This is a genomic window from Ruegeria sp. G7 (assembly GCF_056535465.1).
In genome coordinates, this window is record NZ_JBQFIL010000001.1 from 664,816 (window position 1) to 678,904 (window position 14,089).

The window sequence follows — 14,089 nt, forward strand, 5'->3', positions numbered from 1 at the left end:
CGTCCCTTTGCCGTGCCCCGCCCGTGTTTTTACACCGCGCGAAACCTTTTTGACTGCATGCTGTAATGCAGCGAGCCCGGTTCGGCCGCTTTGATCTGTGTCAAGACAAACCGTTGTTTTCTGTGACAGGTATCCTTCAAGAAACCGGTGTGCGCGCCGCACAAAGGCCGCGCCGAAATCACGAGGGCGACATGGCATATAAATCGCTATTGACGGTGATGACCGAAACCGGCCTGTCCAAGGCTGCGCTGGCGCAGATGGTGGAACTGGCAGAAGTTCAGGACGCCCACGCAGAAGCCCTGTGCTTGGGTGTGGATCGCAGCCAGACCGGGTACTACTATGCCGGTGCCAACGCGTTGATCCTGCAGGAGACGCTGAGCCGCGCAAATGCAGAAGCCGATGAGATTCTGGCCTTTGCCAAGGACTATCTTGGCAAGTCAGGCGTGCGTTGGTCTGCGGAGAACGGCGTGGCGCAGATCGCGGATATCGGGCGCCACGTTGCCCGGCGCGCGCGCTTCTCGGATCTGGTGGTATTGCCGCGCCCCTACGGCAAGGACCGGGCCGCCGAGGCGGAGCCGATAGTCGAAGCCGCGATGTTCGAAGGTCACGCACCCGTCCTGTTGGTGCCGGACAACGCCACCCCTGTCTCTCGGCCCGGCACGGTCATGATTGGCTGGAACGAAAGCGTCGAGGCAATGCGGGCCATCCGCTGCGCCCTGCCATTTCTGAAACAGGCCGAACTGACTCGGATCGTCGTCATCGACCCGCCGCGCCATGGACCCGATCGGTCCGATCCGGGCGGGCTGCTGTCGCAGATGCTGGCCCGGCACGGCGTGAAATGCGAGATCGACGTCTTGAGCAAAACCATGACCCGCGTCTCGGACATCCTGAACCGTCACGCAGCAGACACCGATACCGACATGATTGTTATGGGCGCTTACGGGCATTCCCGCTTTCGCGAGGCCATACTGGGTGGGGCGACCCGCAACATGCTTGAGCAGTCGGACATTCCCGTCTTCCTCGCTCATTAAGTCGGCATCACGACCCTTGTGCATGCAGCCCGCCCCCTTACACGGGGTGGATTATGCTGAGTCAGGCCTTTCGGATCAGCCCGATCACAAACAGCAAAATCACCGCGCCGACAGTTGCAAAGAAAATCGAGGAGAATAGGCCTCCGCCAACGGCGAAACCCAACGCCGGAAAGATCGTACCCGCCAAAAACGCGCCAACGATCCCGACAATCACGTTTCCAATCAGGCCGAAACCTCGGCCCTCCATGATCTTGCCGGACAACCAGCCGGCAATCGCCCCGATGAAGATCATAGCCAGCACGCTGCTGAATACCATGCGTTGCTCCTGCAATTCTTAGGGTTGGTACGGACGTCCTCAGGCGTCAGACCAGAAATCCACCATCCGAATCGTCGCCTGCTTCTTCCATCAGGCGTCCCATATCCGGTATGGTCACGTGGCGTTTGCCTTCCAGCGTGATCACCTGATCTTTTTTCAACGCCGACATCTGACGGCTTACGGTTTCAAGCGTCAGGCCCAGATAGTCTGACATCGCCTCACGCGTAAGCGGCAGATCGAATACAATTGGCCCGGAACGTCCGGATTTATTGATCGACGCATCCCGGCGGGCGATGATGGACAGAAGGCTGGCAATTTTCTCGCGCGCGGTCTTCCGGCCCAAAACCAGCATCCACTCGCGCGCCGCGTCCAACTCGTCCAGCGTCATCTCCAGCAAACGCTGGGCGATATGTGGGGTCGTGACCATCAGCTCTTCAAATGGCTTCTTCCGAAAGCAGCACATCACAACATCGGTGGTCGCGATCACATCATAGGGCGCCGCATCACGCCCCGGTCGACCGACAAAATCGCTGGGCAGCAACAGCCCGACCATTTGCGTCCTGCCATCCTCCATCGTCTGCGTCAGAGAGGCGATCCCAGACACAACAGAGCCCACAAAGCTCATCGGGTCACCAGACCAGATTATGGTCTGCCCAGCCTCGAAGCTTCGATAATATTTAATACCTTCAAGCTCATCGAGCTCATCTTTTTCGCAATGGGCGCAGACGGCACGGTGGCGAATCGGGCAGTCTTCACAATTCCCATGCTCATACATGGCTTTTACGTTCATTCGCGCGTCCACTTGATCTCTGTCAAAGTATGCAAGCAGCTCCCGTTATACCGGTAGCTGCATGACAATCAAAGCTCAATTGGCGCGGCTTGGACTTTTTGACGCGAAAGTACCGCGTTACACCAGCTATCCAACCGCCCCCCACTTCAGCAACGACGTGGGCCCCGACACGTTCGGCAACTGGATCTCCGGCATCGCGCCCGGCAGCTCCATTTCGCTTTATATCCATGTTCCGTTCTGCCGCAGGCTGTGCTGGTTTTGCGCCTGTCGCACGCAGGGCACGCAGACCGACAATCCGGTCATCGCCTATGTGGATGTCCTGAAGGCCGAGCTTGATCTGCTGGCCGCGCGCCTGCCTCAGGGTGTCACCCTCTCGCGCTTGCACTGGGGTGGTGGAACGCCAACCTTGTTGAATCCCGATCTGATGCGGGAACTGGCGGCCCGGGTTTTGGACGTGGTTCCACTGGGCCCGGATGCCGAGTTCTCGGTTGAAATCGATCCGAACGAGATTGACGAAGCACGGCTGGACGCGCTGGCCGAAGCGGGCATGAACAGGGCCTCGATCGGTGTTCAGGATTTCGACGACGACATCCAGAAAACGATCGGGCGCATTCAGGGCTATGACGTCACGCGCAACGCAGTGGACATGATCCGTGCGCGCGGCATCACCAGCCTGAACGCAGATATCCTTTATGGTCTGCCACATCAAACCAAGGCCCGGATGACCGAGAGCGTGCAAAAGCTGCTGTCGCTGTCACCCGACCGCGTCGCCCTGTATGGTTATGCGCATGTTCCCTGGATGGCCAAGCGCCAGCAGATGATCCCATCGGACGCTCTGCCAACGCCCGAACAGCGCCTTGAATTGTTCGAAACTGCCCGCAGGCTGTTTTTGTGGGACAATTATGCCGAAATCGGCATCGACCACTTTGCCACCAAAGAAGATGGCCTGACGAAAGCACTGAACGCCGGAACACTGAAGCGGAATTTTCAGGGTTATACCGATGATCAGGCGCAAGTTCTGATTGGCGTCGGCGCCAGCTCGATCTCGCGGTTCCCGCAGGGCTATGCCCAGAATGCCTCCGCCACGTCGGCACATACCAAGGCCATTCGCGACGGTCAGTTTTCGACAGCTCGCGGGCACCTGTTCAAGGGACAGGATGTTGTGCGTGCGCGCCTGATCGAAGCCTTGATGTGCGACTTCCAGATCGATACGGCAGAAATTCTGCGCGATCACGATATCTCGGCCAGTGAATTGCTGCAGATGTATCAATCGACAAATGCGGCATTCGAGAACCTTCTGCAGATCACGGACAAAGGTCTGTTCATCCCACCCGAAGCCCGTGCGTTGACCCGTATGATCGCACGAAGTTTCGATGCGTATGACCTGAGCAAGGCAGGGCACAGTTCGGCGATTTGACCCCGATCAAATTGCCCGTTGCGTCCATGCTTGCATCAAGGGCTTGACGCCCGCCTTGGGTTTTCTCCAAACTCACGGGGCAGAGAGGCACCCCTCTCTTCCGCCCGAGGCAGGCCAAGTATCAGACAGACCCGTGCCGAAGCTGAACCAGCCGGCAGCCCTTTTCGTGCAGACAAGTTGCAACTGAAAAAGGGACAGCACCCATGCGCGTTTTCACCGTCCTCGGCCCCAGCCAATCGGGCAAAACCACCTTGGTCGAAGCGATCAGCCGCCTCGACGGACGGCCCACCACTTTCGATGTCGCCGGAACCGTGCACTTGCACGGTTTTTCTTATTTGGACGAGCCCTGGTGCGCGATCGACGTGGATGGGGGCGGCGATGCGCTGGCCTATGTCGGCCCTGCAATGGCGATCTCGGACGCTGCCGTTGTCGTGGTTCCGCCCGACCCGGACGCCGCCGTTCTATGTGCCCCTTATCTGCGGCTGGTCGAAGAGGCCGGTATCCCCTGTTTCCTCTTCATCAACCGCATGGACAGCCCCAATGGCCGCATCCGAGATATCGTTGCCGCCCTGCAGACCTATTGCACCCACCATATCGCCCTGCGACAGGTCCCGATCCGCGACGGCGACACGATTATCGGCGCGGTCGACCTGATCTCGGAACGGGCGTGGAAGTATCAGGAAGGCCAGCCCTCGGCCCTGATCGAATTGCCGCAATCGGTAGAGGACCGCGAACAGGAAGCCCGTACCGAGCTGCTGGAGACGCTATCGGATTTTGATGACCACCTTCTGGAGCAGCTGATTGAAGACAAGAAGCCCCCAAACGATGAGGTCTATGAGCTTGCGGCGCAGGTTCTGCAGAACCATCAGCTGATCCCGGCCTGTCTGGGGGCAGCAAGCCATGGCAACGGTTTGACGCGGCTGATGAAGGCGCTGCGGCATGAGGCGCCCGAGTTCAACATTGCCGCCGACCGGGATGAGGCGGAAGAAACGGCACGCGCCATTGCCGGTTTCGCGGATGTGAAAAAGCATATCGGCAAGATCACCGTCCTGCGGGGTCTGGGCGATGGCGTGAAAGCACATGAATCTCTTGGCGGTGAGACCGTCGGAAACCTGACCACGCTGGATGCCAAGACCCAGATCGGGACGCTTGAGGCCGGGCAGATTGGGTTGGCGGTGAAATCAGATCACCTGAACCCCGGTTTCATCTATGACAGTGGTGCGGCCACGCCGTTGCCGGAATGGGCCTCATCGCATCCGGCGGCGCATCGTCAGGTGGTATCGCCCGCGCATGAACGCGACGATGTGCGCCTGTCGAACGCGTTGACTCGGTTGGTCGAGATCGACCCCGGTCTGCATCTGGAACAGGACGATCTGAGCGGGCACTCCATTCTGGGCTCGCAAGGTCCGCAGCACATGCGGCGCGTCACAGCCAAGCTGGCCGAGGATTTCGGCATCGAAATCGAAGCCGAGGCCGCCGGAACCGCCTATCGCGAGACCATCCGCACCAAGGTCGAACACCGCCACCGTCACCGCAAGCAATCCGGCGGGGCGGGGCAGTTTGCCGATGTGGTGATCTCGATCGCGCCCCTGCCGCGCGGCTCCGGGTTCCAGTTCGAAGAGGTCGTCAAAGGCGGTGCGGTACCTCGGAACTATATCCCCTCGGTGGAACATGGGGCCAAGGATGCGTTGGTCGAAGGACCCGAGGGCTTCCCGGTTGTGGACGTAAAGGTGACGCTGAGCGACGGCAAACATCACAACGTGGACAGTTCCGATTTCGCCTTCCGCACGGCGGGTAAGAACGCCGTGCGCGAGGCCCTGCCCGAAGCGAAGCCAGTCGTCCTGCAACCGATCCTGAATGCCGAGATTCACTTGCCCTCGACCTTCGTGGGCGATCTGGTGCCGACCATCAGCTCGCTGCAGGGTCAGGTTCTGGGTTTTGAGGGCAACCCGAACGCATCAGGCTGGGAAATCTTCAACGCCCAGTTGCCGGCGGTGGCCGAGGACGAATTGCACCGGACGCTGGCCAGCGCAACCCGTGGCACCGGTTGGGTCAAGCTGCAGTTCGATCACTACGAAGAGTTGCGCGGGCCGGTACCCGCATCCGCCAAAAGCAAGGAAATGGCCTAACAACCAAGGCGCGGGCGATCCCTCAGCCCGCTGCCGCAATCAGTTCCCGAGTATAATCGGTCTGGGCGTGTTCGAACAAATCCTCGGCCGCGCCCATCTCAACCACATCGCCGTTACGCATGACGATGACGTTGTGGGACATCGCCCGCACGACCTTGAGGTCGTGGCTGATAAACAGATAGGCCAGCCCGTATTTCCGCTGCAGATCCCGAAGCAGATCGACGATCTGAACCTGCACCGTCATGTCCAACGCACTGGTGGGTTCGTCCAGAACCAGCAGCTTGGGCCGCAACACCATGGCACGCGCGATGGCGATCCGCTGGCGCTGCCCGCCCGAGAATTCGTGCGGATAGCGATCCATTGCAGCAGGATCGAGCCCCACCTCGGTCATCACTTCGGCCACCAATTCGCGCGGGGCGCGGTGGGGATCGACATTGTGGATCGCCAGCCCTTCGGCAATGATCTGCATACAGGTCATGCGCGGGCTGAGGCTGCCGAACGGGTCCTGAAACACGATCTGCATGTCCTTGCGCAACCGCCGGAGTTCGCGCGTGGACCAGCGTCGCACATCCTGATCGCGGAAGGTGATCCCACCCTCTGACGCAATCAGCCGCATGATCGCCAGAGCCAGCGTTGTCTTGCCCGAGCCGCTTTCGCCCACGATCCCCAGCGTCTCACCCGCGCGGACGCTGAGCGTCGCGTCGTTGACCGCCTTCACATGGCCAACGGTGCGTTTCAGAAACCCGCGTTGGATCGGGAACCAGACCTTCAGATGATCGGTGCGGGCGACCTCTTCGGCGTCGGTCGCAACCGGATCGGGGTGGCCTGATGGCTCGGCCGCCAACAGTTTGCGGGTATAGGGGTGCTGCGGATTGTCGAAAATTTCGGTGGTCACCCCGGTTTCGACAATCTCACCATCCTTCATCACACAGACCCGGTCGGCAATCCTGCGCACGATGCCAAGGTCGTGGGTGATGAACAGCATCCCCATGTCTTCGGATTTCTGCAGCTCGGCCAGCAATTCCAGAATCTGCGCCTGGATGGTGACGTCCAGCGCCGTCGTCGGCTCATCCGCGATCAGAATGTCGGGCTTGTTCGCCAGCGCCATCGCTATCATGACCCGCTGACGTTGGCCGCCAGACAATTGGTGCGGATAGCTGTCCAGCCGGTCCTGCGGGTCACGGATGCCGACCTTTGTCAGCAGTTCAATGATCCGGTCCCGCGCCGCATCGCCGGTCACGTTTTGATGCAGCGCCAGCGATTCCGCCATCTGCTTTTGAATCGTATGCAGCGGGTTCAGCGAGGTCATCGGCTCTTGAAAGATAAAGCTGATGTCGTTGCCGCGCACATCCATCAACCTGTCCTCGGACGCGCCGATCATCTCTTGCCCGTCATATGTGACGGACCCTTCGACAATCGCACTGTCGCCCAGCAGCGACACAGTGCTGAGCGCGGTCACGGATTTGCCCGAACCGGATTCGCCCACCAAAGCCACCGTTTCACCGCGATCCACGGTAAAGGACACGCCCTTGACCGCAGCGGAAACCTGCCCGTCTTGCTTAAACGAGACCTTTAGGTTGTTCACATCCAAAAGGCTCATGAGAAGGTCTTTCTGGGATCAAACGCATCGCGCACGCCTTCGAATATGAAGACCAGCAGCGACAGCATGATGGCAAAAGTGAAGAAAGCAGTGAAGGCCAGCCACGGGGCCTGCAGGTTCTGTTTCGCCTGCAAGGTCAGTTCCCCCAGCGAAGGGGCTGACGATGGCAGGCCGAACCCTAGAAAGTCCAGCGAAGCCAGCCCGCCGATGGTGCCTGTGACGATAAAGGGCATAAACGTCAGCGTGGCGACCATCGCGTTGGGCAGCATGTGGCGGAACATGATGGTCATGTTGCCCACACCCAGCGCCCGCGCGGCGCGGACATATTCAAGGTTCCGCGCCCGCAGGAATTCGGCCCGCACAACACCAACCAATCCGGTCCAACTGAACAGGATCATCAGGATGACCAAAAGCCAGAAACTTCGCCCCAGAATCGCGAACATGATGATGATGACGTAGAGCGATGGCGTGGAGGACCAGATCTCGATAATGCGCTGGAAAATCAGGTCCAGCCAGCCGCCGAAAAAGCCCTGAATGGCCCCGGCGAAGATGCCGATCAGACTGGCTGCTCCGGTGACGATCAGCGTAAAAAGGATCGACAATCGGAAACCATAGATCACCCGCGCCAGCACGTCGCGTTTGGTGTCATCTGTGCCCAGCAGGTTCTGTCCATTGGGCGGCAACGGCGCGGCCCCCGGACGATCCACACTGGTATTGAAGGAATAGGGGATCAGCGGCCAGATCGCCCAGCCTCGCTCAAAACCCTCGGCCTCGAAGGTGCCTGCCTTGATCTCGTCGATAATGCCTTCGGGGTCGTCGAAACACTGATCCAGACCACCGCTGTCGATCAGGCACATGACCTCGGGGTCGCGATAGATGGCTTCGGTCTGGAAATCGCCGCCGAACTCGGTCTCGGCGTAGAAATTGAAAACCGGCGTGTAGAGCTCGCCGCGGTATTTCACCAGAATGGGTTTGTCATTGGCGATGAACTCGGCAAACAGCGATATCCCGAACAGGACCGAGAAGATGATCAGCGACCAGAACGCCCGGCCATTGCGCCGGAAGTTGCGCCAGCGGCGCTGGTTGAGGGGGGAAAGCGCCATTTATCCCTCCCGCTTTTCGAAGTCGATGCGCGGGTCGACCAGCACATACATCAGGTCGCTGATGATGCCGACAACTAGCCCCATCAGGCCGAAGATAAACAGCGTGCCAAAGATTACCGGATAATCGCGCGCCACGGCGGCCTCAAACCCCAGACGGCCCAGACCGTCCAGCGAGAAGATGGTCTCGATGATGATCGAGCCGCCAAAGAACACGCCGATGAACACCGCCGGGAAGCCAGCGATTACGATCAGCATCGCATTGCGGAAGACGTGGCCATAGAGCACCTTGCGCTCACTCAGCCCTTTGGCGCGGGCGGTCATGACGTATTGCTTCTTGATCTCGTCCAGAAACGAGTTCTTGGTCAGCAGGGTCAGCGTCGCGAAGGCCGAAATCGTCAGGGCGATGATCGGCAAGGCAATGTGCCAGAAGTAGTCGGCGATCTTGCCGAACAGGCTGAGGCTGTCCCAATTGTCCGAGGTCAGGCCGCGCAGCGGGAAGATCTGCCAGTAAGAGCCCCCGGCAAACAGCACCAGAAGCAGAATGGCGAACAGGAAACCGGGGATGGCATAGGCGACAATGATGGCCCCGCTGGTCCATGTATCAAAGGTCGAACCATCCTTGATCGCCTTGCGGATACCCAGTGGGATTGAAACCAGATAAGCAATCAGGGTCGACCACAGGCCCAGCGAGATCGAAACGGGCATTTTTTCCAACACCAGATCAATCACGCTGATCGAGCGGAAATAGCTCTCGCCGAAATCCAGCGTCAGATAGTTGCCCATCATCGACAGGAAACGTTCAAGGGGCGGTTTGTCAAAGCCGAACTCTTTCTCAAGCTCAGCAATGAACTCGGGCGGCAGGCCACGCGCACCGACATATTTGTCGTCAAAGGCTCCGCCTGCGGGCTCGGCACCCGCCCCGGCATCACCACCGCCACCGGCAAACCCGGCAAAGACATCACCCTGACCTTCAACCTGCGCGATGATCTGTTCGATCGGCCCGCCGGGCACGAATTGCACCAAGGTGAAGTTGACGATCATGATGCCCAGAAGGGTCGGAATGACCAGCAACAGGCGTCTTAGGATATAGGCGCCCATATTACCGCAGCGCGCCTTTCGTCTTCAGATCGGCCTCTTTCTCGGGGTTGACCCACCACAGGTCCAGATAGCCCAGCGTGAACGGGGGCAGGTTTTCGGGGTATTCGTACATATCGTAGTAAGCTGTCCAATAGTCCGCCACATACCCATCGGGGATGATGAAGAACTCATAACGCAGCACGCGATCCAACGCCATAAGCGCCGCGTCCTGTTCGGCCTGATTTGTTGTGTCAAAAGACGCCTCGATCACTGCATCCACAAGCGGACTGGCAAGGCCTGCAGGATTGAACAGGCTGAACTCGGCCTCTTCCGATCCATACATCTGGCTCAGCCCACCACCCGTGGACAGGAATGAGCCGTAGCGGGTCGAATACACCATGTCATAGTCCCGCTCGCGCCGGCGTAGGGTAAACTGGGAGGGGTCCACCTTTTCTGCTGTCGCATCCACGCCTATCGATTGCAGGTTCTGAACAAAGGTCTCGATCATCGTCGCGGTCGAAGTCGGAATACTGGAGGCATAAGGGATATTAACCTTCAGCGTTTGACCCTCTGCATTTCGACGCAGATTGCCATCTCCCACGGGCCAACCCGCCTCATCCAGCAGCTTCGAGGCCTGGCGTAAGTTGCGGCGATCGTTCAACCGCGCCGAATTGGATTCGTGCACCACCAGCGCAGGCTCATTCATCACGGCGGCCGGAACGACATCGCCCAAAGACTCCAGGAATGCACGTTCCGCGCCTTCTGGTACGCCCTTTGCTTCCAGATGAGTGTCCTGCACAAAAGAACTGCGCGCGGAATTCAGACCGAACATAAGCGATTCATTAGCCCATTCGAAATTGAAGGCCAGCGCAATCGCCTTGCGTACATTCTTGTCTGCGAATTGCGGCTTGCCCAGGTTGAACACAAACCCCGATGGCGTCGGCGGGCTGCCATCCGCAATCTCGTCCTGCACCACCGAGCCTTCATTCAGTTTCGGAAAATCATAGCTCGAGGCCCATAGCTTTGGGTCGCTCTCGATCCGCATGGTGTACTCACCCGCCTTGAACCCCTCAAAGGCAGCGGTCTGATCCGCGAAATACTCGATCCGGATGGCATCATAGTTGTGGCGGCCAACGTTGATCGGAAGGTCCTTGCCCCAGTAGTCATCACGCCGTTTGTACACGATCCGGCGATTGATATCATAGCTGTCCAGCTTGTAAGGGCCCGAGCCAACGGCGACTTCAAGCCGGGGCTCATCCAAACGGCGGCTTTCGTCAGCCTCGAACCATGCCTTTGAGAAGACCGGCGTTGATCCCACCGTCTCAATCAAACCGCGCCGCGTGACCTCGGGGTTGAAGGTGAATCTGACCGTGTGATCATCCAGCGCCTCTGCGTTTTCGACCATGCGGCCCACGGCCTGAGCGTAAGATGGCAGGCCCTGCTCGATGAACAGGCGGTGGCTATAGACGACGTCCTCAGCTGTGACCGGGGTGCCATCCCAAAATGTCGCCTCAGGCCGCATATGGAAAATCACGTAATTGCGGCCTTCATCGTATTCCATGCTTTCGGCGAGAAGGCCGTAATACTGACCCACACTGTCCGAGGTGCTGTCAATCAACGAGTCATATTGGATCGTGGTCAACGCCCCCGCGCGTCCTTTGCGCGAAAAAGGGTTCAGGGAATCGAACGTCCCCGACCCCGACAGCGAGAGTTCACCGCCCTTGGGGGCATCGGGATTGACGTAGTTCAAATGTGGAAAATCCGCCGGATAGTCCAGGTTGCCGAAATATGAATATCCGTGGCTGCGCGTCACGCCCTCATCATTGGCAGATGCGTAGCTTCCGCCAGAGAACAGCATCGCCGCCGAAATCCCGACAGCTGCGGCCCATGAATGAAACTCAGACGGTCGCAATGCGGTCAGAAGGGATTTCATGGTGCTCTTCCTCTGGATCGTTTTTCGGCTTCAATGTCGTGCAGGCCAGCTAAAAGACCAACACTTCATGTTGCAAGTTTAGAATGCGTGAACGCTTTGTGAAGTTCTTGTCAGACAAAAAATTAAAGCCGCTGCACAAGGCAGCGGCTTTCAAAATCGTCTATATGATCACAGGATCAATTGCCGATGGTCTGCAGATAGGCAATCAGATCGGCGCGTTCCTGCGGCTTTTTCAGGCCGGCAAAGCTCATCGAAGTGCCCGAGATATAAGCACTTGGGCGTTCGAGGAAGGCGTCCAAAGCTTCTGGCGTCCAGTTTCCGCCATGTGCCTGCATCGCAGCCGAGTATCCTGTGAACCCTTTGGCCGACGCGACCGGACGGTCTACAACGGCATAAAGGTACGGACCGGTGCCATTGGCGCCATCTTCCAACTTGTGGCAGGCGGTGCATTTGCGGAACACGCGCGCGCCTTTTTCGGGATCGGCCGCTGCCAGCAGATCTGCGAATACCACCTCTTCTCCGTCGGCGCTTTCGCCCGCGCTTTCGGTTTCGATAATATAGGCGGCCTCGGCATGATGGCTGTCGGAGCTATAGAGGATATCCGCCCCCCATTTCGCCAGAAGCAGCACAAGGAAGGTGCCAAACAGGCCGGCTGCGGCCTTGGTAACTGTCATCGTGTCGAACATTTTGATCGCGAGTCCATTTCAGCTTTCTTGGGGGTGTCTAAGGCTTCCCCTGACAAGAGGCAAGGTATAGACACCGCGACTAAACGCCCGATCTAAATTCTTGCTGCATGGAAACGACCAAATGACCAAACGCATTGCATTTCAGGGGGAACCCGGCGCCTACAGCCACGAGGCCTGCCGCAACGCGCGCCCGGATATGGACGCCCTGCCGTGCCGAACGTTCGAAGATGTGATCGAATCAGTGCGCTCGGGCGCGGCTGATCTGGCCATGTTGCCGGTCGAAAACACCACCTATGGGCGGGTCGCGGATATCCATCGCCTGTTGCCCCACAGCGGGCTGCACATCATCGACGAAGCCTTTGTCCGCGTGCACATCAACCTGCTGGGTGTGCCGGGTGCAAGTCTTGAAGACATCACCGAGGCGCATTCCCATCTGGTTCTGCTGCCGCAATGCGCCGGTTTTCTGAAGCAACATAACATCCGCGGCCGCGTCAGCCCCGACAACGCGCGCGCGGCGCGCGAAGTCGCCGAGGCGGCTGATATTCACTCAGCCGCGCTGGCGAGCGAACTGGCCGGAGAGATCTATGGCCTGCATGTACTGGCGCGCCACATCGAGGATCAGGGCGACAACACCACCCGCTTTCTGGTCATGTCACGCGAAAAGGATCATTCACGGCGCGGCGATCATGGCATGATCACCAGCTTCGTGTTTCAGGTCCGCAACATTCCGGCCGCTCTCTACAAAGCGATGGGAGGCTTCGCGACCAACGGCATCAACATGACCAAGCTGGAAAGCTACATGGTCGATGGCTCTTTTACCGCCACGCAGTTCTACGCGGACATTGTGGGACACCCGGACGATCACAACGTTCAGCTGGCCATGGACGAACTTGAGCATTTCACGACCAATGTCGAAGTTCTGGGCGTGTATCCGGCAGCACAGCCGCGCGGATAGCCGGCAAAGAGACCATCAACAGAATTCTGAACAGCGCAAACCCGACCGCCACACGTCAAGAACCTTCCGCGTGTTGATGTCTGCGCTGTCGCTTCCGTCGATTTCAAGGTCATACAGCCGATCAATGTGTATCGTTTTCTGATCTCGCTCGGCACTGCCCAGGACCCGGTCGCCGCGCGCCCGCTCTCTTTCGTTCAGGACGTCGAGCGGGCAATGAACGGCAACGAAAAGCACATCATGCTGCTTTAGGCTTAGTTTCAACGTGTCAATCCAGCCCGGAGTATCAAGAATGTGCTCGACAATCAGATTGTTGCCAGCATTCGCATACGCGGCAATGGACTGATGAAAACCACCGAATACAGCGGCTCGGCATGCGGCCCAGTCGAAATCACCAGCCTGAAACCTTTGCATCGGTAAACTGCCCGAGTCGCGCACGTGGTCGATCGACAGATGTATCAACGGTACCTCTGCATTTTGCTGCAACTTGCGCGCGAGTGTGGACTTCCCGCTGCTGGACGCGCCGTGAAGAAAAATGATCCGAGATTGTACTGCCATTGTCTTCTCCGACCCGGCTTTGCTCAGTTCCCGTGGCGGTGGCGTTCTTCCATCTCGCGCGCGAAATCGCTGAGGCGGGCCTGGAACTGACGGCGAAACCTGGACTGGCCCAGCTTCATGGATTGCAACAGCAATCGTGCGGGCAGCGTCTTGGCCTTCAAAGAGGTTTCAATGGTCAAACGCGTGCGCCGCTGGGACAAGGCAAGCAGTTCGACAATCGTGTCTCCGTTCATGCCCTTGCTGCTGGCCTGAAACCGCATCCGCGCGGGTGGGGCGCATTCGCTCAGCAAAACTGAAATCTGTCGCGGTTTGCCCCGAATCTTAAGCTCTGTCTCCCATGCCGTCTGCGCCTCGGGCGCGCCCGAGCCAGCTGTTCGCCGCACCTCGACGCCGCGACGCAATGCCATGCGCTCGAAACGTTCGAAATCAGCGACCATGGCAAACACCGCGTCGATCGGAGCTTCAACATCTTCCTGCGCTGAAAACTGCATTCCGCC

The 14,089-nt window shown here is 58.8% G+C and carries 13 protein-coding genes; 4 read left to right on the forward strand and 9 right to left on the reverse strand.

Annotated elements, in window-relative coordinates:
• The first annotated feature begins 191 nt into the window (after window positions 1-191).
• On the forward strand, window positions 192-1,031 hold the full coding sequence (locus ACR3EN_RS03345; RefSeq protein ID WP_480825481.1) for a universal stress protein: 840 nt from the start codon (window positions 192-194) through the stop codon (window positions 1,029-1,031).
• A 61-nt stretch (window positions 1,032-1,092) separates the two neighbouring features.
• Here the strand turns inward: ACR3EN_RS03345 and ACR3EN_RS03350 are convergent, their stop codons facing one another.
• Window positions 1,093-1,347 carry a GlsB/YeaQ/YmgE family stress response membrane protein gene (locus ACR3EN_RS03350; protein WP_480825482.1) on the reverse strand — a complete coding sequence of 85 codons (255 nt, stop codon included), beginning with the start codon at window positions 1,345-1,347 and terminating at the stop codon, window positions 1,093-1,095.
• Window positions 1,348-1,393: 46 nt separating this feature from the next.
• Window positions 1,394-2,137: a transcriptional regulator FnrL gene (gene fnrL, locus ACR3EN_RS03355; protein ID WP_480825484.1), complete on the reverse strand. Its 744-nt coding sequence runs from the start codon at window positions 2,135-2,137 to the stop codon at window positions 1,394-1,396.
• A 61-nt stretch (window positions 2,138-2,198) separates the two neighbouring features.
• On the opposite strand from fnrL, the gene hemN reads away from it, so the two are divergent.
• Window positions 2,199-3,554: an oxygen-independent coproporphyrinogen III oxidase gene (hemN, locus tag ACR3EN_RS03360; protein WP_480825486.1), complete on the forward strand. Its 1,356-nt coding sequence runs from the start codon at window positions 2,199-2,201 to the stop codon at window positions 3,552-3,554.
• Between the two features lie 203 nt (window positions 3,555-3,757).
• The gene (locus ACR3EN_RS03365; RefSeq protein ID WP_480825488.1) at window positions 3,758-5,683 is read left to right on the forward strand and encodes an elongation factor G; all 1,926 of its coding nucleotides are present in this window, start codon (window positions 3,758-3,760) and stop codon (window positions 5,681-5,683) included.
• Between the two features lie 22 nt (window positions 5,684-5,705).
• Here ACR3EN_RS03365 and ACR3EN_RS03370 read toward each other — a convergent pair whose 3' ends face one another.
• From ACR3EN_RS03370 to ACR3EN_RS03390, 5 genes are all read right to left on the reverse strand, one after another.
• Window positions 5,706-7,283: an ABC transporter ATP-binding protein gene (locus ACR3EN_RS03370; RefSeq protein WP_480825490.1), complete on the reverse strand. Its 1,578-nt coding sequence runs from the start codon at window positions 7,281-7,283 to the stop codon at window positions 5,706-5,708.
• Window positions 7,280-8,386: an ABC transporter permease gene (locus ACR3EN_RS03375; RefSeq protein ID WP_480825492.1), complete on the reverse strand. Its 1,107-nt coding sequence runs from the start codon at window positions 8,384-8,386 to the stop codon at window positions 7,280-7,282. Before ACR3EN_RS03375 ends, ACR3EN_RS03370 begins: the two co-directional genes overlap by 4 nt.
• A complete protein-coding gene (locus tag ACR3EN_RS03380; protein ID WP_480825494.1) occupies window positions 8,387-9,484 on the reverse strand; it encodes a microcin C ABC transporter permease YejB in 1,098 nt (365 codons plus the stop codon). It abuts the gene before it with no gap.
• A 1-nt stretch (window position 9,485) separates the two neighbouring features.
• Window positions 9,486-11,396 carry an extracellular solute-binding protein gene (locus tag ACR3EN_RS03385; RefSeq protein WP_480825496.1) on the reverse strand — a complete coding sequence of 637 codons (1,911 nt, stop codon included), beginning with the start codon at window positions 11,394-11,396 and terminating at the stop codon, window positions 9,486-9,488.
• Between the two features lie 176 nt (window positions 11,397-11,572).
• Window positions 11,573-12,082 carry a c-type cytochrome gene (locus tag ACR3EN_RS03390; protein WP_480825498.1) on the reverse strand — a complete coding sequence of 170 codons (510 nt, stop codon included), beginning with the start codon at window positions 12,080-12,082 and terminating at the stop codon, window positions 11,573-11,575.
• Window positions 12,083-12,203: 121 nt separating this feature from the next.
• Between ACR3EN_RS03390 and ACR3EN_RS03395 the strand changes: the two genes are divergently transcribed.
• Window positions 12,204-13,037 carry a prephenate dehydratase gene (locus ACR3EN_RS03395; protein ID WP_480825500.1) on the forward strand — a complete coding sequence of 278 codons (834 nt, stop codon included), beginning with the start codon at window positions 12,204-12,206 and terminating at the stop codon, window positions 13,035-13,037.
• Between the two features lie 15 nt (window positions 13,038-13,052).
• Here ACR3EN_RS03395 and ACR3EN_RS03400 read toward each other — a convergent pair whose 3' ends face one another.
• Window positions 13,053-13,592: a chloramphenicol phosphotransferase CPT family protein gene (locus tag ACR3EN_RS03400; RefSeq protein ID WP_480825502.1), complete on the reverse strand. Its 540-nt coding sequence runs from the start codon at window positions 13,590-13,592 to the stop codon at window positions 13,053-13,055.
• Between the two features lie 23 nt (window positions 13,593-13,615).
• Window positions 13,616-14,083 carry an SRPBCC family protein gene (locus ACR3EN_RS03405; protein ID WP_480825504.1) on the reverse strand — a complete coding sequence of 156 codons (468 nt, stop codon included), beginning with the start codon at window positions 14,081-14,083 and terminating at the stop codon, window positions 13,616-13,618.
• Window positions 14,084-14,089: the final 6 nt, after the last annotated feature.

Bases quoted from the DNA above. Each gene is read 5' to 3' on its own strand.
- ACR3EN_RS03345 (WP_480825481.1), top strand. From the start codon at position 192: ATGGCATATAAATCGCTATTGACGGTGATGACCGAAACCGGCCTGTCC.
- ACR3EN_RS03350 (WP_480825482.1), bottom strand. From the start codon at position 1,347: ATGGTATTCAGCAGCGTGCTGGCTATGATCTTCATCGGGGCGATTGCC.
- fnrL (WP_480825484.1), bottom strand. From the start codon at position 2,137: ATGAACGTAAAAGCCATGTATGAGCATGGGAATTGTGAAGACTGCCCG.
- hemN (WP_480825486.1), top strand. From the start codon at position 2,199: ATGACAATCAAAGCTCAATTGGCGCGGCTTGGACTTTTTGACGCGAAA.
- ACR3EN_RS03365 (WP_480825488.1), top strand. From the start codon at position 3,758: ATGCGCGTTTTCACCGTCCTCGGCCCCAGCCAATCGGGCAAAACCACC.
- ACR3EN_RS03370 (WP_480825490.1), bottom strand. From the start codon at position 7,283: ATGAGCCTTTTGGATGTGAACAACCTAAAGGTCTCGTTTAAGCAAGAC.
- ACR3EN_RS03375 (WP_480825492.1), bottom strand. From the start codon at position 8,386: ATGGCGCTTTCCCCCCTCAACCAGCGCCGCTGGCGCAACTTCCGGCGC.
- ACR3EN_RS03380 (WP_480825494.1), bottom strand. From the start codon at position 9,484: ATGGGCGCCTATATCCTAAGACGCCTGTTGCTGGTCATTCCGACCCTT.
- ACR3EN_RS03385 (WP_480825496.1), bottom strand. From the start codon at position 11,396: ATGAAATCCCTTCTGACCGCATTGCGACCGTCTGAGTTTCATTCATGG.
- ACR3EN_RS03390 (WP_480825498.1), bottom strand. From the start codon at position 12,082: ATGTTCGACACGATGACAGTTACCAAGGCCGCAGCCGGCCTGTTTGGC.
- ACR3EN_RS03395 (WP_480825500.1), top strand. From the start codon at position 12,204: ATGACCAAACGCATTGCATTTCAGGGGGAACCCGGCGCCTACAGCCAC.
- ACR3EN_RS03400 (WP_480825502.1), bottom strand. From the start codon at position 13,592: ATGGCAGTACAATCTCGGATCATTTTTCTTCACGGCGCGTCCAGCAGC.
- ACR3EN_RS03405 (WP_480825504.1), bottom strand. From the start codon at position 14,083: ATGCAGTTTTCAGCGCAGGAAGATGTTGAAGCTCCGATCGACGCGGTG.